Source organism: Chitinophaga sp. S165 (genome assembly GCF_003182155.1).
Taxonomy (GTDB): Bacteria; Bacteroidota; Bacteroidia; order Chitinophagales; family Chitinophagaceae; genus Chitinophaga.
The window spans coordinates 1174482-1200346 of sequence record NZ_QGTG01000001.1; the positions used below are offsets into that span (position 1 = coordinate 1174482).

The window sequence follows — 25865 nt, forward strand, 5'->3', positions numbered from 1 at the left end:
AATGAGCCGAAACAACTGGACAAACGACAAATTGTTCGAACGATTACTAAACAATAAGTCCACCGACACCTACAGAGATAACATTAAAGCACTATGGAGCCGCCCGGAAAAAGAGGTGCTTAAAAAGTGTAAAGAGCTTACCAGGTCGGCAATTCCCCGGGAAAGGCGTATAGGCATAGATGTACTCTCTCAGCTGGGCGGGATGGACCGTCCTTTTGGAGCGGAAACCCTGGCATTATACCTAAGGATCCTGCCAAAGGAGAAAGATCCCAAAGTACTCGAATCGTTGTTACATGCCATCGGACATAATAATACCGGGCTGGAAAATAAGGACATCGATCAACTTTCATCTCTTAAGAAACACAGTTATGCAGTAGTCCGCTTCGGATTGGTCTTTGCACTTAACGGCATAGACAAGCCAGTGGCGATCGATACGCTGATACACCTATCCAGTGATAAGGACACGGATATCCGTAACTGGGCCACTTTTGCGTTAGGTGAACAGATCAGCAGAAACAACAAAGCTATACGTGATGCGCTGTGGGCACGAGTAGACGACCAGGATGAAGATACCCGGCTGGAAGCCGTAATGGGCCTGGCGAGGCGAAAAGACCCACGGGTATATGACGTTATTACCAGAGAACTGGCTAACGGAGAAGCAGGTACCCTGTTATTTGATGCAATTGCCGTGTTGGGTAGTGCTGATTTCCTTTCAGCGCTTGAAAAGTTACAGCAGAAATCTGCAAAAGATGATTCGATCCATCCCAGCTGGCGGTTGAAGCTCCAGGAAACGATTGACGCATTAAAAAGCTAGACGGGTTTTAATCTACCGTTAGTATCATGTCATATCTATGCATCCCATTGGAATAGCCGTTTTCGGTATACTTAACGGTAACAAATCCATATCGTTCAAAAAACGGTCGGCTGTGTTGTGTGGTATCCAGGATAATACTGGCGCCAGGGTACAATTCCCTGATCTTACTAAGCCGGTAGATCAGTAATTGTTTTCCGAAGCCTTGTTTATGAAACTTTCTGTCCACTAAGCCCCAGGCAAAAGTTACTTCGTTTTTCTTTTCATCATAGCCAAAGCCTCCGCAACCAACTAAGGTCTTTCCGCTGATAGCGACGTAATAATGGCTATGTTCCTTTTCTGCCACAAACAGGTCCAGCCAGTTTTCATACTGCGATACTTCGGCTTCTGTGAAGTAATCAGGTACATTGGAGATAAACGCATCAAGACATTGCTGTCTCCAAGTGCTTGTATATTCAGTGATATGAATGGGTTCGGGTAATGACATTTTGATACAGGTAACAGCAGACCTTCCTCCTGACTGCAATTTACCGAAATAAGCGGCATAAAATAATATTCCATTTGTACATTCTGAAATATCAGAATAACGCTTGCATTTTATTGGCACGTTTTACTTATCTGACGCTCCTGCGAAGCCATACCAATAAGTTGTGGCAGAAGCATCTATGGTGCCACCGTCCCAACTTAGCATTTCCATATCGAATGAAAATGTTTTACTAAAGGGGATAGCATCCAGAATCCTCGTACGGGTGAAAGTGTTATAACCTGCAGAAGAGGGTTGATCGGCACGTGGCGCATTGGCAAAAGGTGTCTGGTACAGGACTACAGGCGCCCAGGAGGTGTTGTAATAATCTTCCAGTCCGGTACCGAATTCTGATGGGAAAGTTTCCTGATCAACGTATGCCTTTGCGTCTCCTTCGCCATACCAGGATTTCATATGATTGTTTACAGATAAGGTATTACCCAGATACACTCCTTTTCCCCGGATACTGGCAAAGTTCCAGTCGATCGGACCGGCAGGGTCATTCTTCGCTACCTTGCCTGCATCATAGTCCCATTTGGCGTCTTTTATGTCCTGTTCGAATTTATAAGTAGTATGGAAATACATGGTACGATCATTCCACCTGAAAGGCGTAATAGTAGCTTTAACATCGAGGCTTATTTCGACGTCATATTTATTCTCGATAGTAAGAACGGCAGATTTACTGTAGGGCATCACCCAACGACTAGTAAGTGTGCCGGAATCAGATAGCTCCCGATACCAGCTTTTGACCGGCTTTCCACCAAAACCGCCGCCGATGAAATCGCCTAAGGGACATAATACTGTCTGATGTCCATCGAATTGTATTTTAAGCATGACTGAACGCCACAGTTTTTCCTTGTCTTTTTCATCAATAGATGTAAGACCTAATTTTAACATGCGGATGGCGGCAGCACCATTGGGCATAGAGATCGATGCCGTTTTGCCGGGGGCCAGTTTTAGATGCCTGACAACATCTTTTCCCTTAACAGGGGGAGGATTCCAAAGTACCGCTTCTGCTTTATCAATAGCAGTTTTGTAACGTTTAAGATCATCCGTAGCAAAGGTCTCGACCCTGGTACCGGGAGTATAGGTCCGGTAGTTGATCTGGTAATAATGCGGCGTCTTCATGTTGGCACTGTCCGCAAACTGCCAGGTGATCTTACAATGCTTCTGATAAGGTACGGGAAAGTAAAGTGTGTTACCGCCTTTGCCTTGCGGTTCATAGCTGGAATGCGGATTCAGCAATCCCGGGCCTAAATCGAATCCGGCTTTCATCAGGTCGAAGTCGGATATGATCAATGATGCGTTTTCTTCGTTATCAAAATAAAACCGCATTGTACCTTGTTTTGCAAGCGTCGTCAACCAGAACCGGACAATTACTCCCGGGCCATCTGCGTCCATCATTACAAACTCATTGTGATCATCTTTCTTTTCCTCACGGATAAACTGATTGAAGTCGCCATTAGCGAACCAGCCGGGTTGCTCCGGAGAGATGGACCTTCTATCATAACTACTGGCCTGTTTTAGTGTAAAGGATGGAGATGGGAACTTTGTGACAGCATCAAAATCCGTCATTTCATTTAACAGGGAATTTATAGTAATGACAGGTTGCGCATTTCCTTTGTAAAGGCCTAAAGTACAGAGCAGCAAAAGTACGATGGTGGAATTTATCTTCATATCAATTCAGTTGATAAGTTTAACAAGTGCAGAGAGCAACAAACATTTCTGAAGCTGACATATGTCAGATTTACCAATTTCACAGCCTCCTATTTTTGTGCAACAAACAAACGGTAATGAACATATTTACGCTAACGGCTTTCACTGACCTGCTTGCGGATACGGCTCAAGCTATCCTGGTGAATTCCCAGAAAGGACGCTATATATTTCAAGGGTACGGACCTGATAACTTCCGGTTGTTCCCGCAACAACTTCAGATATCGTTCTTCAGCACTGAGACATATGGCGTTGATCTGTCCATCCTGCAGCCATGAAAGGAGACGGTCCATGATTGTCATTTCAAGTTCATAGCCATGATGGAATTCCTTGCGGATGATAAACATTTCTTCTTTACCCCATTCCAGCACTTCTATATCGGTCAATGCTTCCAGCGCACATGTAGAAGGCGCCCCATTAGCGAGGTATAGAGGTGTAGATATAAAGTCATTACTCGATATAAGCCCCAATGTATAGTCAACCTCATTATGCACGCGGAATAGACGCACAATGCCTTCATTCAGGAAATAAAGGCGCTCCACGGGCCGCCCTTGTTCCATGATCACAGTTCCCCTGGGGATGGTCCTGTGAACGGTAACTGACCGGAATACTTCCTGTTCAGTATCATTCACAAAAATTCCCCTGGCTTTTATATAGCCGCATATTTTTTCATATGGAATATTTTGCATCACCATCGTTTGACCAGATTGATAAATATAATAAAAATGCCGTGTAACCAATATAGTGGCACGGTGCCATCACTATAAACATTTTATATCCACCACGACATGCCTAAAGTACCCTGGTGGGGGGTGTTAACTCCAAATATCATGCGGCCAGGATTCACCTGGCTGCTTTTTTTTGCCTGATAAGCGACACCTATTAAAAACGCATGGAAGTGAACTGACTGGCTATCAAAGGTGTTGGCTCTTTATATCATCAGCCCTGAAGATCAATATTCATGAAGATTCAATACATTACATGGTAATATGTTTTGCATAATACCGACAGATATATTAACTTGCCTTAACTTAAATCCCATATATGAAAACATGCCTGACTATCATATTTTCAGTCATTTACCACCTCTCATTTGCACAAACAGACCAGGAGCTGTCGACCACCATCATCCGCCTGGACAGTCTTTTCTGGGCGACATACAACAACTGTGACACTACAAAAATGGGATCTTTCTTTACGGAGGATGTAGAATTCTATCACGATATAGGAGGTCCTACCCTGGGCCTCCATGACCTGGTCCATTCATTTAGTAAAAATCTTTGTAGCAATAAGGATTTCAGGCTTAAAAGGGAGGCCGTAGAGGGTAGTTGTAAGGTGTATCCGCTAAAAAAGGACAATGTGATATATGGCGCTATACTTTCGGGCGACCATGTATTTTATATCCTGGAACCGGGTAAAGGAGAGAGACCGACTGGTCAGGCCAAATTTACACACCTCTGGCTACTTAATGACGGAGTATGGAAGATGAAGAGGGTCTTAAGTTATGACCATGGTCCTGTTCCATATAAGAACAAGAAAAAAGAGATCGTTTTATCAGAAAAGGAAATAGCAAAATACACGGGCATATACAAAGGTCCGCAGTCTGGCGATATAGAAGTATTAGCCGGAGCAGGATATCTGATCATGAAGATAGGCGAACATAAGTTTAATATATATCCCGAAAAAGAAAGTGTCTTCTTTGATAAAACCCGGGATCTGACCTTTGAGTTTGTGAAGGGCGAAAAGATGATGGTCAGGGAGAATGGGACGGTAGCAGAGGAACTTATCATCGTTAAATAACACCCTTGCTTTTAACGCCTTAAAACAAAATAAGCTTTCAATATGTTAATGTATCGATCTATGGTACTTATTCAGCGTGTGAGATAAAACGGACTTCTTCCTGTAATTCTTAACTCCCAAAACTTAAAACTGATGAATCATTTACGATTTGCCTACGTACTCGTTTATGCAACTGTAATGATTTTCCTGACCGCCTGTGGTGGAGGCGGAAGGGAGAAAAACACGGCGGACACAACGCTTACAGACACCGACACCGCTGCCAGTAGTGTTAGCGCGACAACCGAAACAAATACGACTATTACGACACCGCAAAATATGATGCTGGTGAGACACAAAGTAGCCAATTTCTCAAAGTGGCTACCCTCGTATGACGAACATGATTCCATGCGGTTGGCCAATCAGATCCATAGTTATGTGATCGGTCGCGGTGTGAAAGATTCCAATATGGTCGTTGTTGCTTTAAAAACAGATGATCCAGACAAGGCAAAAACCTTTGGCAAAGATCCCAGTCTCAGGAAGGCGATGCAAAAAGGTGGTGTAACAGGAGCGCCTGATATCACATATGTTACTATGACCTACCAGGATACTGTTATGCTCCAATCGGACGTAAGGTCATGGACAACCTTTACTGTCAAGGATTGGGACACCTGGCAGAAAACATTCGAAGCAGGCAAGCAGGATAGAATAGATAATGGTTTAGCAGTAAGGGCATATGGTCATGAAGCGGACGATAATAAAAAAGTGGTGGTCGTAGTGGCCGTACTTGACTCTGCCAAAGCAGCCGCATTCTGGAAATCAGACATGCTTAAACAACGAATGGCCGAAGGTGGTGTTGTGGGAAATCCTGAAAGGTTCCTGTTCCGCGTAGTAAAACGATATAAATAACATTGGCATTCCCGAAAATCTAAATCTACTCACCTGTGTTCTGTTGCCAAATATTCCGTTTAATGTTTGATCGGCATACCACAAATAAGAACGGCGGCCATCCTGGAAGGATGACCGCCGTTCTCTCTCTTAGTAATATTATATAGGGATAGTTATTTCTTTACTTTTTCTGGAACTCGTTCTTCACCGTTCTGATGACTAACCTGGTGATATTTCCCGCCCTGGGCTTCATGTCATCTTTCACAGAAGACTTCACCAACAAGCCTGTTTTAATATCTACCGTGATGGTTCCTTTCCTCGAATAGGACGCCTGGATCTCGTTGTTAACAACGGCAGCAGAAGATACTGCAATCTCCATCTCATTACCTTCCTCGGACTTCACTACATATTCTGCTCTCAATGGGCCCACATGATGGTTTTCATCTTTGTTCCATTTATCACCTATACCTATTTCTTCTTCAGGAACGTAAGAGAATGCTCCGTCAAAAATCTTTGCGATCTCCTCATTGTTTATTGTGCTGCGTACTGTTTTTCCATAACTCTGTATAACAGCCGGGTCTTCTTCTCCCATACCATCCAAAGCGATGCTGACCAGTGTATCTACACCTGTTACTTTATCCACCCGCCAGTCTGCATTAAAATATACATTAAACGACTTACCCAGTATTCCTTCGTTTAATTTACGCAAGCGGTCATTCTGTTCATGTAATTCGCCGCTCGTGCTTTTTACAACAAATTCCTTGAAATCGTCCGAGTTGAACCCTGTAATATCGTGTGTAAACAGGTGTTCATTTTTCTGATTGATTTTCAGATAAGTGGCCTTTACCATTAGCTTACCTTCCGCGGTCTTTCCTATTACGCGGAGGAACCAGCTGGTTGAATAATTTTGATTGATGGCACGTACACCATCTTCATGAATGTCGGAAATGGTGGTGTTCTTGAAAATGTATTGTTCTCCCGGATTCAATACCGGATTGATTGTCCTCTTTACCTGCCCGGATGAAATGATTGAGAAGAAGATAAGGCTCATCAACAGGACAGCACTCTTTTTGATCATAGGTATAATGCTATTGGTTTAAGTAACAAATATATCAATTTGATCATATAAATTAAACGGGGGCCTGTAGCTACCTCTAATTTTAATGTAGTAATAATATTGCGGCTTCTTGTAACCCGCTCATCTTCAGACGTCAGCACCATAAAATTGTCACGGGTATATTTTGGATCGGATGAATTCATCCTCCGGTTTCTTGTTGTAGATTAAGGTTTTGTGAAAACCATTACCGGCCAAATCGCTGGAGTAACCACATAATCAGTGTAAGCACTGCACTGACCAGGAGCATTGTTGTGATGGGGATGTAGACCTGGTAATTTTCCTTTTCGATTCTGATATCTCCCGGAAGACGCCCCAGAAACCGCAGCTTATCGCCCAGGAACCATATAATGATCCCCGCAACAACTATCAGTATCCCAATGATCACTATCATTTTACCAACACGTTCCATAGTCTTTCTTTAATATGCTATCCGTCAGCCAATACACCTGACCTTCCAAATTTAGTCTAATTTTCTCTTCCGATCCTTTGTGTCCGACGTAGTCAGATACCCAGTGTCCTACCTCATAAATCACCATTTCCTGCTATCTTAACTTTCTTCTGAACCAGTGCCGTTTCCACATCCAAAAGCCACTGAGTACCACAATGGGAAGGAAAACAAAACGAACGGCATTAGTTGCTGCGGGAATGTCAGACACCGGGCCATAAATGTATCCGAGAATGGGAATACTCAGCAGAATATGCAACCAGCGGATGATCTTTCTTTCGGTAGATGCTTTCATGATGATATGTTTGCTTCAATACAAAGCTATCAACCATGAGTAAGCAAAATATTGGAAAGTAGACTTAAGGGGTAAATGTGTAGACAAAACAGGTGCTGAGTGCCAGTCCGTTATTGAGACAACTTGCAAATATATACGCTTCGTCTATCTGCTGTTACAGTACTATCCGGGAGGCCTCACGACCTCCCGGATAGTATTTATCCCGAATGGTCGGTATATAAATACCACTTCCCCCTGATCTTCTTCATCAAACCGGAGAACCTTCCGTTGATCATTTTGCCGTCAGGGCTTTTCACATGAAAAAAGCCTGATACATAATAATATCTTTTTGATAACCTTTCCAATCGCGCACCATCCAACGTTAACTGTCCCATTCTTTCTTTAGGCCAGTACTTTTTATAAAAAGCCAGTATGCTGTCCTTTCCGTAAACTGCGCCAGTGCTGTAAATCATGCGTGTAGAGTCGGACGGAGCATACAAGTTTACATAAGCCTCAATATCTCCCGCATTCCATACCCTCTCCTCTTCCCGCATTACAGCAAGTATAGCTTTTTCATCTTTTGATTGGCCGAAAGTTGTGATTGACAGCAACAGACAGATGAGCGTGATGCAATATTTCATGATTTTAAGTATTATCAGTGAAAAGATAAGATCTATATCATTTTACTCCCAGGACTTCCCTGTGCTGCGCATCAGCGAGATTTTGTACAAACCAGTGCGGGTATAAAGGTGCAGGCCGGGTAATATCATCCAGTGTTTTAAGCTCTGTATCGCTTAATGTTACATTCACCGCATTCAGATTATCTTCCAGCTGACGAATTTTGCTGGCGCCTATAGTGATACTGGACACAACCGGTTTGCTGAGCAGCCATGCCAAAGCTACCTGCGCCGGAGAAGCATTATGTGCAGCGGCTATTTCTTTCATGACATCCACCACTCTGAAGCCCATTTCTTTATCAAAAGGAATAACGTCAAAACCGGAGAGGCGGTTATCCTGGTCTTTCAGACTTTCCCGCGTATACTTTCCACTCAGAAAACCACCCGCCAAAGGGCTCCAGATGGTCATACCTATGCCAGCATGCTGCATAAAGGGAACAATGTCATGTTCTACATCACGTCCTACCAGGGAATAATATAACTGACCATTACAGAAAGGCGCCCAGCCTCTCTCCTTCTGCATCTGCCAGGCCAGCGCCGCTTTCCAGACAGTCCAGTTAGAAAAGCCTACATATCTTACTTTACCGGCCTGTACCAGCGTATTGAGTGTTTCGAGCGTTTCTTCCAATGGTGTATAAGGGTCTTCCTTATGCACGATATACAGGTCTATATAATCAGTATTTAACCGTTTCAGGCTCTGCTCACAGGAATATATGATATGGCGGCGGGAAAGCCCGGCCTGTGTAATGGGTTGTCCTGTCCGGAAGCCTACCTTAGTCGCAATCACCACTTCCTGTCTGCGTTTACCCAGTGCTTTGCCAAGCATCATTTCCGACTGACCACCTGAATAGCCGTCTGCAGTGTCAAAAAAGTTAATGCCGGCTTCCAGGGCTTTATCTACCATGGTTTGCGCGTCCTCTTGCGTAACTTTATAGATAGCTGTCAGAGATGGATCATTACCGAATGTCATAGCGCCGAAGGAAAGCCTGGAAACAATAAGACCTGTATTACCAAGTTGCGTGTACTTCATTATGTGGGTTTTAAAATATAAGAGGATGCTTAGTCCGTTAACATTAACGAGCGGCTAATGTAAGACCCTCTCACTGAAATAGCAATATGATAAGATTAAGCTTTGCCGTTGCACGTTTATTTTTTATTTTTAATTACATTGAAAGCCGCTATAAAACCCATTCACCATGGAACAGTCCAGAAGAGACTTCCTGAAAACAACCGGCTGCCTGACTATAGGATTTTCACTCGGCGCCCTCTACACGACAACTTCCGCGTTGCCGCTGCAGGAATTACCAGGTTCACTTAAAAGATATCCGAATATCGACGCCTGGCTGGAAGTACTCGCCAATGGCAATGTACGCGTATTTACCGGTAAAATAGAACTGGGTCAGGGAATCCGTATTGCCATTGCACAGGTAGCAGCAGAAGAGCTGGACCTTGATATTCATAAAGTGACTGTTTCACTGGCCGAGACCGGCGTAACACCCAATGAATCTTATACTGCCGGCAGCGCTTCCATTGAGACAAGCGCAATGTCTGTACGGTATGCCGCTGCGGCTGCAAGGCAACAGCTGTTACAACTGGCAGCCAGCCGGTTAAATGTACCTGTGGCAGAACTGCAAATGTCCGATGGCAGGATCAAGTCAAAGGACCGCATACTTACATTTAACGAATTACTGGACGGTAAGAAACTAAGCGGTGAGATAAAAATGCCGCTACCGCTGAAAGCAAAACAAGACTATCATATTTCCGGCAGGTCCGTTCACCGGGAAGACCTTTCCGACATGGTAAGCGGAGCGCCTGTGTTTGTGCATGACCTGCGCTTTCCGGATATGCTGCATGCGCGCATTGTACGCCCTCCTGTTTATGATGCGAAACTGGAAAGTTTCAATGAGTCATCTGTAAGGTCGAAGGTACCTGGATTACAAAAGATCGTTGTTAACGGAAGTTTCCTGGCTGTTATTACTAAAAACGAATACCAGTCCATACAGGCACAAAAGGTATTGTCTGAAAATGCAAAATGGTCGTCGGTAAACCCACTTGAAGGTGGTAACAACCTTGCTGTCTATCTCCGAAAGTTGCCTGTAAATTCGCAGAGCGTGGAGAATAAGGGAAATATCTTCAGCGGTGAACCTACCCTACGCGCCAGCTATTTCAAGCCATATATCATGCACGGCGCCACTGGTCCGTCTTGTGCGGTAGCGTTGTATGAAGATCAGCAGTTGCATATCTGGACACACAGTCAGGGGGTATATCCGTTGAGGGAATCGCTGAAAGATCTGTTACAGCTGCCGGCGGAGCGTATTCATATTAAGGGTGTTCCCGGTGCCGGATGCTTTGGCCACAATGGCGCAGACGACGTAGCAGCTGAAGCCGCGCTGCTTGCAATGCAGCTACCGGGCAAGCACATACGCCTACAGTGGTCAAGGCAGGAAGAACATGGCTGGGAACCATATGGCAGTGCCATGATGATGGATGCGGCAGCGGTATTGGACGGCACTGGAAAGATCAGTCACTGGCAATATGCCTTATGGTCAGATACCCATAGCACCCGTCCTGGTGGCAAAGCAGCAAATTTATTACCTGCCAGCTATCTGGAAAAGCCATTTCCTGCAAGCCGTTCCACTTACAGCGGAGGGGCGTCCCGCAACTCAGAGCCTTATTACAATTTCCCTAATGTAGATATAAAAGCACACTCCTTCACTGGTCCGCTACGTGTATCAGCACTTCGGAGCCTGGGCGCTTTCGCCAACATCTTCGCTGTTGAATCTTTCATGGAAGAACTGGCGGTGGTTGCCGGAAAGGACGCTTACACATTCCGGCTTATGCACCTGGAAGATAAACGCGCCATTGCAGTATTGGAAAAGCTCCGGTCTATGGCCCCTGTGAAAACCGGCAGTAATGGCAATGCCATTGGTATTGCTTTTGCCCGGTACAAGAACAGCGCAGCCTATGCTGCGGTAGCTGCCCAGGTGCAGGTAAACAATGGCGAGGTAACAGTACAGAAGATGTGGGCGGTTATTGATGCAGGAGAGATCATTAATCCTGACGGCATCAAAAACCAGACAGAAGGAGGTATGGTGCAAGCTGCCAGCTGGACGCTGCGGGAACAGGTAAAGTACGACACACAGATCAGAAGCCTGGACTGGATCTCTTATCCGGTAATGACTATGAACCAGGCGCCGGCAGTAGAAGTAGCTCTAATAGATCGTCCGACAGAAGAACCTCTGGGGGCAGGCGAAGCTGTACAAGGGCCTGCAGGTGCAGCTATTGCCAATGCCGTCTACCATGCAACCGGTATACGTGTGCGTGACCTGCCGATATCACCGGAAAAGCTTTTATAGCCTGGCAGCTCATGGGGCGCTTTTTTTCTCAGTAGCTTTCCGTACCTTATTTACTTCTTCCAGCGTAAATGTTTTATCCTCCTTATTCAGATACTGGCTGACAAAGGTGAGAATGGAAGCAACGGCATGATCGTCGAGCGCATCTCTGTGCGCAGGCATTACACCATTGTAGGTTTTGCCCTTCACTTTGATTTCTCCCTGCAAACCATTCAGCACAATACTAATAAACCGTTCCTTGTTTCCTCCCAACCATTCAGAGCCACGCAAAGGCGGATAACGGTTATTATCCCCCATTCCATCACTCTGGTGACAGTTAGCGCAATAAGCATTGTATAACATATGCCCGTGCATTGCTCCGCCTTTGCCCAGGTTATCTGCTATTTCGTCCGGTGTCTTGATATAAGTGCGCGACTTACGGGCTTCCATACGGGTTAATTGGGCGTCGCCGAACCTGGTTTTATCCCCCTTATACATCACCCTCCATATCTTGCCTTTATTCGATTCTGAGATATACAAGGAACCATCCGGACCTTCCGCCAATCCCATTGGCCTGTATAGGGCATCGCTGGTATTTACGACCGTGTCTACGCCCGTAAAACCGTCTGCGAATACTTCCCATTTGCCGGTGGGTTTTCCTTTATCAAACGGCACGAAACAAACGATATAACCTGCCTGGGGATAAGGCGACCGGTCAGTAGATCCATGGAAAGCGATGAATACCCCCTTTTTATAGCGATCGGGAAACTGGTTACCACGATAAAACAACAGCTCCATAGGCGCCCAATGCCCGGGGAACCCCATTACCGGTACATCAAATTTGGCCGCGCGGCCTATTATCTTCCCATCTCCGCCATATCCCGGCTGTAGTATGTTCTTGCCCTGCATATGGTCAAAATAGGCATAAGGCCATCCGAAATCAGAACCTTCGGTCACTTTTAATAATGGCTCTGATGGCAGCACTGCCGCCTGCCAGGACGTAAATAACTGTGGATACCTGGTATGGAAATTATCTATACCATTCATTACAGCATACAGGCAGTCGTCTTCATCGTTCCATGCTATACCCAATACGCTCCGGATACCGGTAGAGTACTTGTATCCGTCCTGTTGTGTCTGACCTTCCTTATCAGCGTCGAAGCGCCATATTCCTCCATGCCATTTCAGATCCGGTGCAGGATCAACTCCCTTTCCATTTGGCATACCACCAGGACCATTTGTCTGCACGTCCTGCGCTGCGTCTGTAGGAGCTCCAAACGGAACGTACATATTACCTCGCTTATCAAATGCCATTGGTTTAGCCGTATGCCAGTGGCGTTCAACATTCTCATCTTTGTCGATCAGGATCACTTCTGTTTTGCTGTCGGGAATGAGCTGCCCCGCCTTCAGTTTATTTCTGAGCACCTGCCGGAGCGTGGAGGTGTAGAGATAACCGTTATGTACCACCATACCAACGGGCAAGCCTCCTTCATCTTTATAACCGCCGAAATAGGCGATGATATCTGCCTTGCCATCGTTGTCGGCATCACGAAGACCAACGGTGCCGCCGGCGCCCTTCATAAGATCATTATACACCAGCTTCACGTAGATATCGCCATTGTCATTTACAGCAATGTGTCTGCCACGACCAACGCTGTCGGTTACCACTACAGCTTCGAAATTATCAGGTAAGAGGAGTCCTCCGTTGTCGGGATCACCTGGCGGCAACGCTGGAGGCGGTGCTTCGTTTTTGCATCGTATAATTCCCGTAACTATACAACACAATAAGCCCCATTTGAGATAGGAACGGAATAATTTAAAAGCAGGAAAGGAGGACCTGTGCATGCTCTTCTCGTTTTAATGTAAATCAAAAAATGCTGCTTCCCTCGTTTACACTAATATAAGGGAATCCTTATTTTCATATGAGATATCTAATTAGTTAGTAGTCCAACAAAACAACAGCCAGGCCCCTGTCTTTGTTGTGTATATTAGTACGTTCCTGAAAGCTTATTATTCCATAAATTCGCCAAAAACGAATTACGTACTATGGAAAACAGCAGTCCGCAAAACAAGTTAAAACACGAACAGGTACAATACATCGAGTTCCTCTCCAGGGATCTTGCACGCGCCAAAGAGTTTTATACCAACAGCTTTGGCTGGTCATTTACTGACTACGGGCCAAACTATACCGCTTTCGAGGGCGATTATGTTGATGGTGGTTTCACCACCGGAGAACCTATCAGAGGAACTGTGCTAGTAGTCCTTTACTCTGATGATGTTGAAGCAACTAAACAAAAGGTGATCAATGCCGGAGGAATTATAGTAAAAGACATATTTGACTTTCCAGGTGGCAAGCGGTTTCAATTTACGGATCCTGACGGCTATGAACTTGCGGTTTGGTCTCTTTAATGACCTGTGTTGCATACCGGTTATCCGCTCAAAAAATCCATCTCTGTTTACGGAGCTTCACGCCATTAAAGCACCGTAAACAGGAAAGGATACTTTCTGAATAAACCGTATGCTATCGAGCTTTTTTATTGGTTTCCAGACTTTTGATATTCATACCCTATATACCTGACAATTTTTCCGTCTGTATCTTTCACACTAATGAGCCTCCCCAGCTTGTCATACTCATAGAAGTTTGTCCTTCCTGCCGCATCTGTCTCACTGGTTACGCCAATCTGTGGAGCATAAGTATAGGTAATTACCTGCGCTATGCTGCCTGCCAGTCCTGTCCTGATCTTATTCAATTCATCGCGTAGTGCCTGATCGCTGGCCGGGTTCTGAAGAACGGCCTGGTTAACGAAGGCGGCAACAATCGCATAGGTACTTCCTGCTACCCTGGCGACCGGGTATTCGTTCTTATATCCCCAGAGGTATACTTCATGTACGTCATTGGTTTTAGCCTGTTCCAGCAGGTTACCGTCGGCATCATACCGTATATAATCCAGGCGCTTTTCCGGTGTGCCGTCGCCATGCACGATATCTTTGCCTGATGGCGTTATCAAGCCATTGAAAAAGCTGAAATTGTTTTTCTCCCGGTAAGTCTGCACATTACTTCGGGTGATGATCGTTTCGATCCGTTCACTGACCATATTCCTGGCCCACATACTATCATATACGGCCACTCCTGCATAACTGCCTGGATATTTATACGTGGTGGATACCGTTGATTGATCACTGGCAACGAAGTTCTCATTGGTCATCTGAAGATTGGCAGCGTCGTACTGGTAGCTCGTTCTGGTCACCTGCACATTTCCATTAACATCATACAAGCTATCGGTTTTTGATTTCAGAACAGGCCAGTACTGACAGATCTTATACATCGATGGTATGAAACTCCAGTGGCTCGTCTCCGGGCAGGTTCCAACAGGCGTGTAGTCAGATTTACGGATACCGACTTTAGCCGCCCATATCCACTTATAATTAGGGCTTCCCGGCGTGTTGTTATAATTATATTCGTTATTGGTAGCACGTATCACTTTTCCTGCATTATTAAATACTTTATGGCCCAATAATATGCCTCTGAGGTCTTCTTTACTGACCTTCGGCGCATAAGGATAGCTGTTTCCTCCCTCGTCGTACAATCCTGTAATTGAATAGTAAAACTCCTCTCCTCCGTTTTCTGCATATTCGCCACTCAGCACACTCACTTTAGAATACCCTACTACGGAGCCCTGCGTACGACCCAGTGCAATCAGAGATGTAGCATGCCGGGTAAAATACGGCAGGTCACCATGTTTATAGGTAGCAGGCTCCCCAATAGAGGTACTCGAATTACAGTAATAGGAGGTAAAGGATATATCCTCGTACTTCGGATAGTCCAGCAGTATGCCGGAAGAAATACTGTCATTCAGCATATATTTATATCTCTTCACAATATCGTTACCGTGACTGATACCGTCATACAATGTGATTCTCTTTATCCTGTTGCCGCCTGCCATTTTGCTATATACAACAGGCGCCGTATAATAGTTGTATTTCTTATAGGTAACCGTGATACGCGCTTGTTCTGTAGCCTGATCGCGGCTGGCAATGAAATAATATTTACGTCCCTTGCTAAGGCTGAATCCCGTCAATGTAAGTGTCTGATTATGGGAGTCGCCTGCTACCGCCACCAGCTTCCTGTTCTCATCATAAATGGAAACTTCCGCAAGTGCGTCACCGGCTATTCTTCCTTTTACAAAATAAGTTACAGCAGTTACCTGTCCGGGAATATCCGGGATAACCAACTCCAGTGTGTCTGCGGCCCTGGCAGGTATGGCTGACAGACCAACTGTATTGGCGGCGGAGGCGGTGATAATGACTGTCGAGTCTTTGTGTGTAGGCGAATACTGGTAAGTGCTGTTGAAATAGGAATACCTGTGCGGTTCATACTCAAAAGTAGCTGTTCCACCGGTAGGATAGGTAATGGTTTGCAACAGTCCTTTCTGCATACTGGCGCTGTCGGGTTCTCTGTTGGCACCATCAAGCATTACGCCCAATCCATCATTATACGCAGGAATGAGCGTATTGTTATGCTGACCGTTGTAATAGCCCCAATGGTCCTGCGAAAAGGATCTTTTAGAAGGGAGATCTTCCGGAGAAATGTATGTAAACCTGTATTTCAATGTATCTGTCCCACCGATCTCAAAAAAGGATGATAGCAGCATCCTCTTTAACATCGGACTGGCGGCGGTGCTGTTAGTATAAGCCTGGTTGAAGTTTACTCTTTTATACAGGGTATATGTTGTTCCTGTCGCCGTGTAAATATTCAGTGCGCTGACCCTGTATTTATTACCGGAATTAACATCCTGTCTGTCGGCCGTAATGGTCAGCTCCACCTTCCCGCCATTATATACAACAGACGAGAGTACATAAGTATTTAAGGTCTGATAGTTCATCGTTGTGCTTTCCCGGTGAATGTCCATCGAACTCCCTTTAGGACCGCAGGGCGTATGTGACTGGCCTTCTATGAGATCGTAGTACGACAGTGAAGGTAGTCCGTCTTCAAACGTATATGTGACCGGTGTATAGTTAAAGCCGATGGTATCTCTCAGATTAGCAGAAACAATCCTGTTCAGGAACCAGGCAGATTTTCCGGCTACGATACTGATACCATCTCCCGGATAAGTTTCTGAGCTGGTGGAAGAGCTTTCAATTGTCCTGAACTCATAACGGGTACCGTTTTCAATAGTAATAACGAATCCATTGGCTACACTTCCGCTTATTTTCCAGGCTTTAAAAGGAGAAAAGAACGGCGCGCCATTTTTATCAAAGAACAGTTTAGCCGATTGACCATCAAAATTGAGATAATATAGGTCGGGCGACATATCAGTCCGCCCTTCACCGATGTCCTTCTTATTACAGGTGGTAATAGTGTTAAGCCAGTTGGCGGGATTAGCGTCTGTCCACAGTGGCATTTTCAGTTGTGTAGCAGCAGCTGTATATCCGGGTGTAGCTGAAGTCTCGTCCGGCTTTCCCAGTATGGAGCGGCTGATGGCTCCTCCTACAGACAGGTCCCAACCCATACCTACCCAATTGCCCTCCTGCTCCACAGGAATTCCTCCACCACCGTTATAATTCAGGTTAATGGCATGTTTCAAGCTCCCACACCTGATCGTGAAAAGAGGGAAATCAATCCGTGGCGTACCACTGTATGCGCTTACAGGTACATCGGCAATACGGACCATTTCAGCAGCATTTGACGATGGTTTATAAACAGCGGTGGGCGCAGTAAGGTCAAATTTTGCCAGCTGGCCATATACGTGCAATGAATGAAATGCTGCAAAAAGGAATAGCAGTCTCTTAAAAGTGGTAGTACAGGACATGTAAAAGAATTATGGTATTAAAGGATATTAACTGAACCTCTGTAAGGTTGTCAGATTTGGGTAACTATCCTTCTATGCTGATAACGCCAGTGGTTCTTTGGGCTACAAACGGCATATTCAGTATAAGGACTTCTTCACAACAGGCTTAACAAGTAAATGCTGACCTGACGAAATAAGGAAATATCCGGCAGACAAATAATAGTTCCTGAAAATGAACGAATAATGAACAATTGAGTAACTGGCTTTTGAGCAAATAAGGCAATTCATGATTAACCTGGGATCAGCAGGGGGGAAATTTGGCGCATTCTCCCCTGTAATTTGCCCTTTTCAGCCCCCCTCGCCTGGCGTTAACAGATTTATATTTGTACTGCAAACCACACACTCCATTATGACATAGAAGTATTCACGGTCTGCATTAAAACTTAAAAAAATGGCAATAGTAAGTCCTTATCTGAACTTCCAGGGCACCTGTGAGGATGCTTTTAATTTCTACAGATCCGTTTTTGGCGGTGATTTTATGAACGGCATTATGCGGTTCAGCAGTATGCCGGAACATTGCAAGCCGGGAGATGAAAACCTGGTAATGCACGTCGCCCTCACCATTCCAGGCGGTAACGTTATTATGGGCAGCGACTTTCCCGACTCGTTTGGAGAGTTTAAAAGAGGAAATGATTTTTCGATGGCCATTTCCGCTCAATCGGAAGCAGAAGCCCGCAAGTTATTCGATGCACTCAGTGCTGAAGGCAAGGTAGACATGCCGCTCGACAAAGCTCCCTGGGGTGCATTATTCGGCCAGTTGAAAGACAAATATGGCATCACCTGGGCAGTCAACTACCAATACGAGCCTATTCCCCAAAATTAACATTACCGCCTGATGTATAAGTGAGATCTTACCCGGTATTATTTCGCGACATACATCAGGTCCTCGAAATCATGTGCAGCTACGAACAGGGGAACGGAGGCCCAGGCAGCTTTGCCCTTACTTGCAGTTACGGTCAGTTTTACAAGTTCCTGCAAACGCAGGATCACGAGATACTCATGTAACTCACATGCTTGTCTTAGGTCATTGTCGCGGTATCCTTCCGACTGCATATAACGTTGATTGGCTTCCTGCAGGGGCTCATAACCTGTAATTGTCATACTGCTCTCTGACTCGCCGGTGAACTCCTTCAGCCAGTCAAGATTTTCTATGCTATGTTGTGAATCATAGCTCAACAGGTGGATGAACCAGCGTTGATATTGCGTAGAGAAACTATTCATTTCAATATAAATAGCCTTGATATCCAACTGTTCATCCACTTCTATTGTCTCATAAAACTCGTTCAGGAACTTCACCAGGCCTGATTGCAGGTGTAACAGATCTTTTCCAATGATCTGATGGAAATCTGTTTGCTGCAGCTCACTAAGCCTTGTTTCCGTCTCCCGGATCGCTTCTTCTATTTTTCCGGCCTGTATGAGGCTTTCAATTTGCTCCATGATTCTTTATTAGTTAGGGCTGCAATATATTCTATTCTGAACTTGTAAAATGATTTGCTTTTTATACCCGGTGCAGCCTCAACTTAATGCCCGTTTCAGGTAATAACCTGTATGTGACTCCGGATGCTCACACAGGTCTTTAGGTGTTCCTTCAAACATGATCTGGCCTCCTTTATGTCCGCCTTCAGGCCCGATGTCTATAATCCAGTCAGCATTCTTGATAACATCCAGATTATGCTCGATCACAATGACCGTATTTCCACCATCCACCAGACGGTCCATCAAAGAGATCAGGCGGCCAGTGTCAGACATATGCAGACCGGTAGTCGGTTCATCCATCACATAGATACTCCCTCCCTTATGCAGCTCACTGGCCAGTTTGATACGCTGGCATTCGCCGCCGGAAAGCGTACTTAGTGGCTGTCCCAGTGTCAAATATTCCAGCCCCACTTCTATCAACGTTTGTAGTTTCTTCGAGATCTCTTTTATAGTGAAGAAATCATTAGCCTCTTTAACGGTCATTTCCAATACTTCAGAAATGTTCCGGCCATTCAACTTATAAGCAAGCACTTCTTCTTTATACCTCTTACCCTGACATACCTCACAAGGCGTCTTTATACCTTCTAAAAAAGCGAGATCTGTGTATATAACGCCTGTACCCTGACAGTTCTCACAAGCTCCTTTTGAATTAAAAGAGAACAGTGACGCATCCACACTATTCGATTTTGCAAAGGCCTTTCTTATCAGGTCCATCACTCCTGTGTAAGTAGCGGGGTTAGATCTTGTAGAAGTTCCTACTGCCGATTGGTCAACCACAATTGCCTCCGGATGTTTTGACAGGAACGCATGATGCACAAGAGAGCTTTTACCGGAGCCAGCCACTCCTGTGACTACCGTTAATATCCCTGCTGGAATATTAACGGATATATTTTGCAGATTATTGACCGTGGCATGATTGACGGATAAATACCCTGTCGCCCTCCGGTAGTTTTCTTTCAACGTAAAGGCATGGTTCATATATTTTCCGGTAAGGGTATCGGATTCAAGCAAGCCTTCCAGGTTACCTTCATACATGATATTCCCACCTTTTGCCCCTGCCATCGGACCGACATCCACAATATGGTCTGCGATCCTGATAACATCAGGGTCATGCTCTACTACTATCACCGTGTTTCCCTTATCCCTTAGTTTGGTAAGCAGGGAATTAAGTCTGTAAACATCCCTCGGGTGTAAGCCTACACTCGGCTCATCAAAAATGTACAGTACATCGATGAGGCTACTGCCAAGATGTTTTACCATTTTTACCCTTTGGGACTCTCCTCCAGACAATGTATCGGTAGCCCTGTTAAGGCTCAGATATCCCAATCCCATGTCAACCAGGTGTTGCAGGCGCTCTGTCAATGTTTCTATCATTGGTTGCGCTACAGGTTCCTTTATTGTTTGCAGAAAAGGGATCAGTTCTTCCACCTCCATTGCCGATAATTCCGCGATGTTATATCCCTCTATTTTACAGCCCAATACCTGCTGATTCAACCGGGCGCCTTTACATAAAGGGCATGGCCCGTAATGCAGGTACGCGGAAACCATTTTCTGGGTACGTTCCGACAGTGTCTTAAGATCACGCTTGATATAGGAACGGTTGAATTTCTCTATGATACCCATGAAAGTCGCATTCATCGAACCTTCTCCCATCCGTAGTTTAAACTTTGTGGGAGGGCTGTACAACAGCAGGTTCATCTCTTCCTCTGAATAATCACGCAGTTTCTTATCTACATCAAAATAACCGGTGTTGCCATACATCTCTTTTTCCCAGCTTGCGAACCCTGGAACCTGTAAAGCACCTTCTCTGAGTGACTTATCGGGATCATAAAATTTGGACCCATCAAATCCCAGTTTCTGTCCTAATCCATTACACTCCAGGCACATACCCTGCGGGTCGTTAAATGAGAATGCATTTGCATATCCCACAAAGGGCTTTCCTACCCTTGAGAAAAGCAGGCGCAGTACCGGTGAGATATCTGTTACTGTACCCATGGTAGAATGGGAGCCGCCGCCCAATCGCTTCTGATCCACGATAATAGCCATGCTCAATTTTTCGATAGCATCTGCATGGGGTTGAGGATAACGCGGAAGCAGGTTCCTGATAAACATGCTGAAGTTTTCATACAACTGCCTCTGCGCTTCATTTGCAATGGTATCAAAAACAATAGAGGATTTTCCCGAACCGGACACGCCTGTGAATATGTTAATCTTCCTCTTGGGTAAACGTACATCTACATTTTTCAGATTATTTTCCCGCGCACCACGTATTTCGATGTATTCCTGGACCATAAGCATTGAATTGGGTTTACAATTAAAGTGAAGGTATTCCGGATAAAGTCGGCAAAAGTATTATTTAAATTCTGATTAAATGAAGTTATTCTATTCAATCTTTCCATGTGCTACTCATCAGGAAAACATGTTGCAGATTTATATGTCCATCATATAGCTTTCCTTTAACCAGACTACACTTTCCGGCGATATTCAGATTGCACAAAATTCAGAAAAGAACAGTAAATTTATAAACGTAGCAATCTGAAGAGGCCACTATATTGACCTAACAATATGCGCTTATGAACAGGACATTCTACGCTGTTTTAGTGAACACGCTTACCGCCTCTCTCACAAATACCATCGTTTGGTTTGCGGTAACCTTCTGGGTGTATCTGGAAACGAGGTCTGTGCTGGCCACTTCTGTCATGGCGGGTGTATACCTTGCTACAGTGGCATTGTCCGGCTTTTTCCTGGGATCGCTGGTAGACCGCCATCATAAAAAGAAAGCAATGATGATATCCAGTGTCTGTTCATTGCTTTTATATCTGCTGGCATTTCTTGTTTATGTATCCTCACCGTCTGAAAGGTTCAAAGATCCGTCATACTTCATGCTGTGGGCCTTTATTATATTCAACCTCTTAGGCGCCATAGCAGGTAATATCCGCACAATAGCACTTTCTACCCTGGTTACTATTCTGATACCTGAAGATGCAAGGGATAGGGCCAACGGCATGGTAGGCACTGCCAACGGTGTTTCCTTTCTCGTAGCTTCCATCTTCAGCGGTTTGATCATAGGCTTCCTGGGCGTATTCTGGATGCTGGTCTTCGCGATTGTGCTAACCACCTTCGCGATCATTCATTTGCTGACCATCTCCATCCCCGAAATGAAAATAGCACATACCCATGCAGAAGATGATGTAAAACATATAGATATCCGGGGTACTATCAGGGTGATACGGCTTATTCCCGGACTCTTCGCACTTATCTTCTTCAATACCTTCAATAACTTCCTGGGTGGCGTTTTTATGGCCCTAATGGATGCCTACGGTCTATCGTTAGTTTCCGTACAGGTATGGGGCATATTGTGGGGTGTACTGACGTTGGGCTTCATAGTAGGCGGGATCGTAATATCAAAGAAAGGACTTGGACAAAAGCCACTGCGCACGCTCTTCCTTTCGAATATCATCATGTGGACGATATGCATATTCTTCACTATGAAGAATTCTATCGTGTTGCTGGCATGCGGCATGTTTATATACTTATGCCTCATTCCTGTGGTAGAAGCCGCTGAACAGACCATCATACAGAAGCTGATCCCCCAGGAAAGACTGGGAAGGGTATTCGGGTTTGCGCAAAGTATTGAACAGGCGGCATCACCGCTGACTGCTTTTATGATCGGACCAATAGCTCAATTCATTTTCATCCCTTTCATGACCACCGGCGCAGGCGTTGATCTGCTGGGCAGCTGGTTCGGAACCGGAACAGACCGTGGCATCGCACTATTATTTACGATAACAGGCATTATTGGATTGATCATCACCGTACTTGCCATGCAGTCATATGCATACCGGAACCTGGCGATGAACTATCAGAAGGGCCAGTAAGGGAACATCAACCGCCAGTTCGATCCCCGGGATACTATTATTAGCACCTGGCCGGACCTCGACACATAAAAATAATAGTATATATTGCACCCTTCTGAATACCCAAACTATCGTACATGTTAGACGAGGATTTCTTCCAGTTTTTAGAATACCGCATCACTGAAGCATTTAAAGAAACAGATGATGAAGAACTCAGGCTATTCTGGTGTGATGGCGTTTTACCGGCAACGAATGAGCGCGGCCGTCTTTCCCTGCAGCATGTAAAGCATCATAGAAAGATTGTTACCCAGGCTTTTATTGGCAGAGAGGGCCAAACGAGATATGACCTGGTTTTGAAGATCGGCGATGAAGCCTTACATAGCTATACCCATAATCTCGATCTTAAGGTATGTGTTCCTGATACGGACGCCCTTAGTTGGTTTACTATAGATACTGAAAAAAGAAAAATAGAAATACAACTTAAATGAGTTGCTGATATTCCGTTTTATACTTCCGGATAGAACTCCACTTTCATAAAATCGACCCGCCACATGAAGATGCACCTACGCCCGGCATGCTAACGGCTACGTCAATACTACGCAGTCTTCAAAAAGCTTTCATATCTGGCCTATTATCCCTAAGTTCGTTTAAAAAAGTATGGGCAGGCCTGTTTCAAGACGAAAGTTCATTTTCACTGCCGCTACCGGCGGCATAGGATTGGCAACGAGTAGCCTCAATCGCCTGGTGGCGTCAACCAGTCCATTTTTGGCTACCAAAGGCACTGCCACTTTGTTTTCCGATACACGGAAAGCCCCGGGGGATGATCTATATTCGCTTAGCCATGCGCTTACGGCTACCTGGGCCAGTACACTACTTGGCTTACAGGAAAAAGAGACGCAGTCTCCCGATTATGGCGGTATACGATGCCCTGGTTATCATAACGTACATGGACGCATAGGCGACACCATTTATCCCTTTATGCATATGGCCCGCCGTACAGGCGATACCCGCTACCTCGATGCGGCAGTACTCCTGTTCCGTTGGATGGAAGCTAACGTTAGTCAGCCCGATGGTTCCTGGCTCAACGAGAAAAAAGACAGCTGGAAAGGCACTACTGTTTTCACCGTGATCGCCCTTTGCGATGCATTGCAATATCATGGGGATCTGATGGACACCTCTTTTAAAAACGCCCTGCATGACAGACTGTTGAAGGCTGGTGAGTTCATCGACAAGACTGTTAACATTGATTACGGAAACATCAATTATCCGATATCCGCATCCTATGCACTGTCGCTGCTGGACACGCTATATGACCAGCCGAAGTTCAGGGAAAAAGGAAAGCTCCTTGCCCATCAATCGATGAAGTTCTTCTCCCGCAACAACCGTTTTGTTTTCGGCGAAGGTACCCCCTACTATGAAGCTAGTAAAAAAGGATGTTTCTCTGTCGATCTCGGGTACAATGTAGAAGAGTCGCTGCCTAACCTGGCCTTATACGGCCTGTTGAATAGAGATGAGGAAATACTGGAGATGGTCACAGCTTCTCTGCAAACACATATGGAATTTATGCTGCCTGATGGTGGCTGGGACAATAGCTGGGGCACGCGTAACTATAAATGGACCTATTGGGGTAGCCGCACTTCCGACGGATGCCAGCCTGCTTATGCCCTGCTGGCCGATCGTGATCCCCGCTTTTACAGGGTCGCGTTAAAGAACACTCAGCTACTGCAACAGTGTACTACCAATGGCCTTCTCCAGGGTGGCCCCCATTACAACAGTCACCATGTACCCACAAGCGTGCACCATACCTTCTGCCATATCAAAGCGCTGACCACCATTCTTGATCATAAACAGTCAGGCCATTCTGGTGAGAAAATAACACCCATTCCGGTAGTTGCGCTCCTTCCACGGGAGACGGCTTATGGCCTGCGTTTCTTTGAGGATATCCAAACCTGGCTTGTCGCTACAGGGAAATTCAGAGCAACCGTAACAGGATACGACAGGGAATACAAAGCTATGCACAATGGTCATGCATCGGGCGGAGCACTGACCATGTTATGGCATGAACAAACCGGACCATTGCTGGTAGCCAGTATGAATGCCTATCAATTGGTTGAAAAAGGCAATATGCAGGCAGATAACGACCCACATGCTATGCCGCTGACGGTAAGGGCAGAATTGACGGTTAATGGTATCACCTACATGAATATATCCTGCCTTGACGCAACAGTCAGTACCAGCCAGTCAGGTAACAAGATCATCATCCGATCCAGCTCCAGGCTGGTCGATCAGGATCAGAACGATCCACCGCAAGGTGCGGTACATTGCCATACCGAGTATATATTTTCACCGGAAAAGATAAGCCTTTCGCTGAACTGTGATAAGGTACCTGTTACTTACAGGCAAGATGTCCGCGTCGTTGTACCGGTAATTGCTGCATCAACGGAAACGGTAGAGGTAGTGAATAACAACAGCATTAAGATCCATAAGAACAAGTCCCTGCTGACGATAACGGCAGACCAGCCACTAAACAGGTTACCTGTTACCGCCGACCGGATATTCAATTTCGTCCCAGGACTGGAGGCTGTTCCTCTCGCCATTGCCAGACCCAAAGGAACAATTGTCTTAACAGTTGAATAGTCACTTCACTTTTTCACCTTAACCATTTCTTCGTTTTCCTTCTTCCTGAATTCAACGATCCCTTTTATAAAATCCAACGGCAGTACTTCACTATTAGGAAGCTGAATGGCCGATTTACTCACCTTATACCTGCTCAATTCCTTTTCAAACTTTTTACGCAATGCATCACTATATGGATATGACAGCGAAATATGCTTAGCATATGCAGAGTAATAGATCAGATACCCGTTGTATTTGAAGCAGGGTATCTGATAACTTATCACTTCTTCCACTCCGGGTACGGCCTTATGAATAACTGTACGAATAGATTGCATTCTCTCCTGCAGTTCAGCAGGAAAACCGCTTTGGTACTCGTCTATTGTTTTATAATCAGTTTTTGCCATGTTAGAAAGGGTTTTAGCGTTGTCTTACCGCAAACAGGCGATTAACATATTCACCCGCAAGTCTCCTGACATAAAAATAAGGGCATATGAATTAAATCATACGCCCT

General features: G+C 45.3%; 22 protein-coding genes. 9 read left to right on the forward strand and 13 right to left on the reverse strand.

Going from position 1 to position 25865, the window contains the following annotated elements; all coding sequences use genetic code 11:
* Position 1 precedes the first annotated feature (1 nt).
* Positions 2 to 814 carry a HEAT repeat domain-containing protein gene (locus C7475_RS04225; RefSeq protein ID WP_110051419.1) on the forward strand — a complete coding sequence of 271 codons (813 nt, stop codon included), beginning with the start codon at positions 2 to 4 and terminating at the stop codon, positions 812 to 814.
* Between the two features lie 7 nt (positions 815 to 821).
* Here C7475_RS04225 and C7475_RS04230 read toward each other — a convergent pair whose 3' ends face one another.
* The 3 genes from C7475_RS04230 to C7475_RS04240 all read right to left on the reverse strand — a co-directional run bounded on the left by C7475_RS04230 (position 822) and on the right by C7475_RS04240 (position 3736).
* A complete protein-coding gene (locus C7475_RS04230; RefSeq protein ID WP_146217460.1) occupies positions 822 to 1298 on the reverse strand; it encodes a GNAT family N-acetyltransferase in 477 nt (158 codons plus the stop codon).
* A 123-nt stretch (positions 1299 to 1421) separates the two neighbouring features.
* Positions 1422 to 3011, reverse strand: coding sequence for a glycoside hydrolase family 172 protein (locus tag C7475_RS04235; RefSeq protein ID WP_110051423.1), 1590 nt, complete (start codon positions 3009 to 3011; stop codon positions 1422 to 1424).
* Positions 3012 to 3142: 131 nt separating this feature from the next.
* Positions 3143 to 3736, reverse strand: a complete 594-nt coding sequence (locus C7475_RS04240) for a Crp/Fnr family transcriptional regulator (RefSeq protein WP_233259760.1) — start codon at positions 3734 to 3736, stop codon at positions 3143 to 3145.
* A 355-nt stretch (positions 3737 to 4091) separates the two neighbouring features.
* Between C7475_RS04240 and C7475_RS04245 the strand changes: the two genes are divergently transcribed.
* A complete protein-coding gene (locus C7475_RS04245) occupies positions 4092 to 4847 on the forward strand; it encodes a nuclear transport factor 2 family protein (protein ID WP_110051427.1) in 756 nt (251 codons plus the stop codon).
* Between the two features lie 132 nt (positions 4848 to 4979).
* A complete protein-coding gene (locus C7475_RS04250) occupies positions 4980 to 5732 on the forward strand; it encodes a hypothetical protein (RefSeq protein ID WP_110051430.1) in 753 nt (250 codons plus the stop codon).
* A gap of 160 nt (positions 5733 to 5892) precedes the next feature.
* Here C7475_RS04250 and C7475_RS04255 read toward each other — a convergent pair whose 3' ends face one another.
* From C7475_RS04255 to C7475_RS04280, 5 genes are all read right to left on the reverse strand, one after another.
* Positions 5893 to 6789: a DUF6263 family protein gene (locus C7475_RS04255; RefSeq protein ID WP_110051433.1), complete on the reverse strand. Its 897-nt coding sequence runs from the start codon at positions 6787 to 6789 to the stop codon at positions 5893 to 5895.
* 223 nt (positions 6790 to 7012) lie between these two features.
* Complete coding sequence (locus C7475_RS04265) at positions 7013 to 7237, reverse strand: DUF2905 domain-containing protein (protein WP_110051438.1); 225 nt, start codon at positions 7235 to 7237, stop codon at positions 7013 to 7015.
* Between the two features lie 133 nt (positions 7238 to 7370).
* On the reverse strand, positions 7371 to 7568 hold the full coding sequence (locus C7475_RS04270; protein ID WP_110051440.1) for a hypothetical protein: 198 nt from the start codon (positions 7566 to 7568) through the stop codon (positions 7371 to 7373).
* Between the two features lie 197 nt (positions 7569 to 7765).
* Positions 7766 to 8188, reverse strand: a complete 423-nt coding sequence (locus tag C7475_RS04275; protein ID WP_110051443.1) for a DUF4440 domain-containing protein — start codon at positions 8186 to 8188, stop codon at positions 7766 to 7768.
* Between the two features lie 37 nt (positions 8189 to 8225).
* Positions 8226 to 9254: an aldo/keto reductase gene (locus tag C7475_RS04280; protein ID WP_110051446.1), complete on the reverse strand. Its 1029-nt coding sequence runs from the start codon at positions 9252 to 9254 to the stop codon at positions 8226 to 8228.
* A gap of 166 nt (positions 9255 to 9420) precedes the next feature.
* Here C7475_RS04280 and C7475_RS04285 point away from each other — a divergent pair, with 166 nt between their 5' ends.
* Complete coding sequence (locus tag C7475_RS04285; RefSeq protein WP_110051449.1) at positions 9421 to 11580, forward strand: molybdopterin cofactor-binding domain-containing protein; 2160 nt, start codon at positions 9421 to 9423, stop codon at positions 11578 to 11580.
* A 9-nt stretch (positions 11581 to 11589) separates the two neighbouring features.
* Here C7475_RS04285 and C7475_RS04290 read toward each other — a convergent pair whose 3' ends face one another.
* On the reverse strand, positions 11590 to 13401 hold the full coding sequence (locus tag C7475_RS04290; protein ID WP_110051452.1) for a c-type cytochrome: 1812 nt from the start codon (positions 13399 to 13401) through the stop codon (positions 11590 to 11592).
* A 201-nt stretch (positions 13402 to 13602) separates the two neighbouring features.
* Between C7475_RS04290 and C7475_RS04295 the strand changes: the two genes are divergently transcribed.
* Positions 13603 to 13965, forward strand: coding sequence for a VOC family protein (locus C7475_RS04295; protein WP_110051454.1), 363 nt, complete (start codon positions 13603 to 13605; stop codon positions 13963 to 13965).
* 125 nt (positions 13966 to 14090) lie between these two features.
* Here the strand turns inward: C7475_RS04295 and C7475_RS04300 are convergent, their stop codons facing one another.
* Positions 14091 to 17366, reverse strand: a complete 3276-nt coding sequence (locus C7475_RS04300; protein ID WP_110051457.1) for an RHS repeat domain-containing protein — start codon at positions 17364 to 17366, stop codon at positions 14091 to 14093.
* A 430-nt stretch (positions 17367 to 17796) separates the two neighbouring features.
* Here C7475_RS04300 and C7475_RS04305 point away from each other — a divergent pair, with 430 nt between their 5' ends.
* Positions 17797 to 18228, forward strand: a complete 432-nt coding sequence (locus C7475_RS04305) for a VOC family protein (protein ID WP_110051459.1) — start codon at positions 17797 to 17799, stop codon at positions 18226 to 18228.
* A gap of 38 nt (positions 18229 to 18266) precedes the next feature.
* On the opposite strand, the gene C7475_RS04310 is transcribed toward C7475_RS04305, so the two are convergent.
* Together C7475_RS04310 and C7475_RS04315 are read right to left on the reverse strand one after the other, a co-directional pair.
* Positions 18267 to 18842, reverse strand: coding sequence for a hypothetical protein (locus C7475_RS04310; protein ID WP_110051460.1), 576 nt, complete (start codon positions 18840 to 18842; stop codon positions 18267 to 18269).
* Positions 18843 to 18920: 78 nt separating this feature from the next.
* Positions 18921 to 21179 carry an excinuclease ABC subunit UvrA gene (locus C7475_RS04315; protein WP_233259761.1) on the reverse strand — a complete coding sequence of 753 codons (2259 nt, stop codon included), beginning with the start codon at positions 21177 to 21179 and terminating at the stop codon, positions 18921 to 18923.
* Positions 21180 to 21454: 275 nt separating this feature from the next.
* On the opposite strand from C7475_RS04315, the gene C7475_RS04320 reads away from it, so the two are divergent.
* The 3 genes from C7475_RS04320 (at position 21455) to C7475_RS04330 (ending at position 25375) form a co-directional block, all read left to right on the forward strand.
* Entirely contained in the window at positions 21455 to 22759 is a 1305-nt protein-coding gene (locus C7475_RS04320; RefSeq protein WP_110051462.1) for an MFS transporter, read from the forward strand.
* A gap of 116 nt (positions 22760 to 22875) precedes the next feature.
* Positions 22876 to 23226 carry a hypothetical protein gene (locus tag C7475_RS04325; protein ID WP_110051465.1) on the forward strand — a complete coding sequence of 117 codons (351 nt, stop codon included), beginning with the start codon at positions 22876 to 22878 and terminating at the stop codon, positions 23224 to 23226.
* A gap of 169 nt (positions 23227 to 23395) precedes the next feature.
* On the forward strand, positions 23396 to 25375 hold the full coding sequence (locus tag C7475_RS04330) for a hypothetical protein (RefSeq protein ID WP_110051467.1): 1980 nt from the start codon (positions 23396 to 23398) through the stop codon (positions 25373 to 25375).
* Positions 25376 to 25380: 5 nt separating this feature from the next.
* On the opposite strand, the gene C7475_RS04335 is transcribed toward C7475_RS04330, so the two are convergent.
* Entirely contained in the window at positions 25381 to 25758 is a 378-nt protein-coding gene (locus C7475_RS04335) for an iron chaperone (RefSeq protein WP_110051469.1), read from the reverse strand.
* Positions 25759 to 25865: the final 107 nt, after the last annotated feature.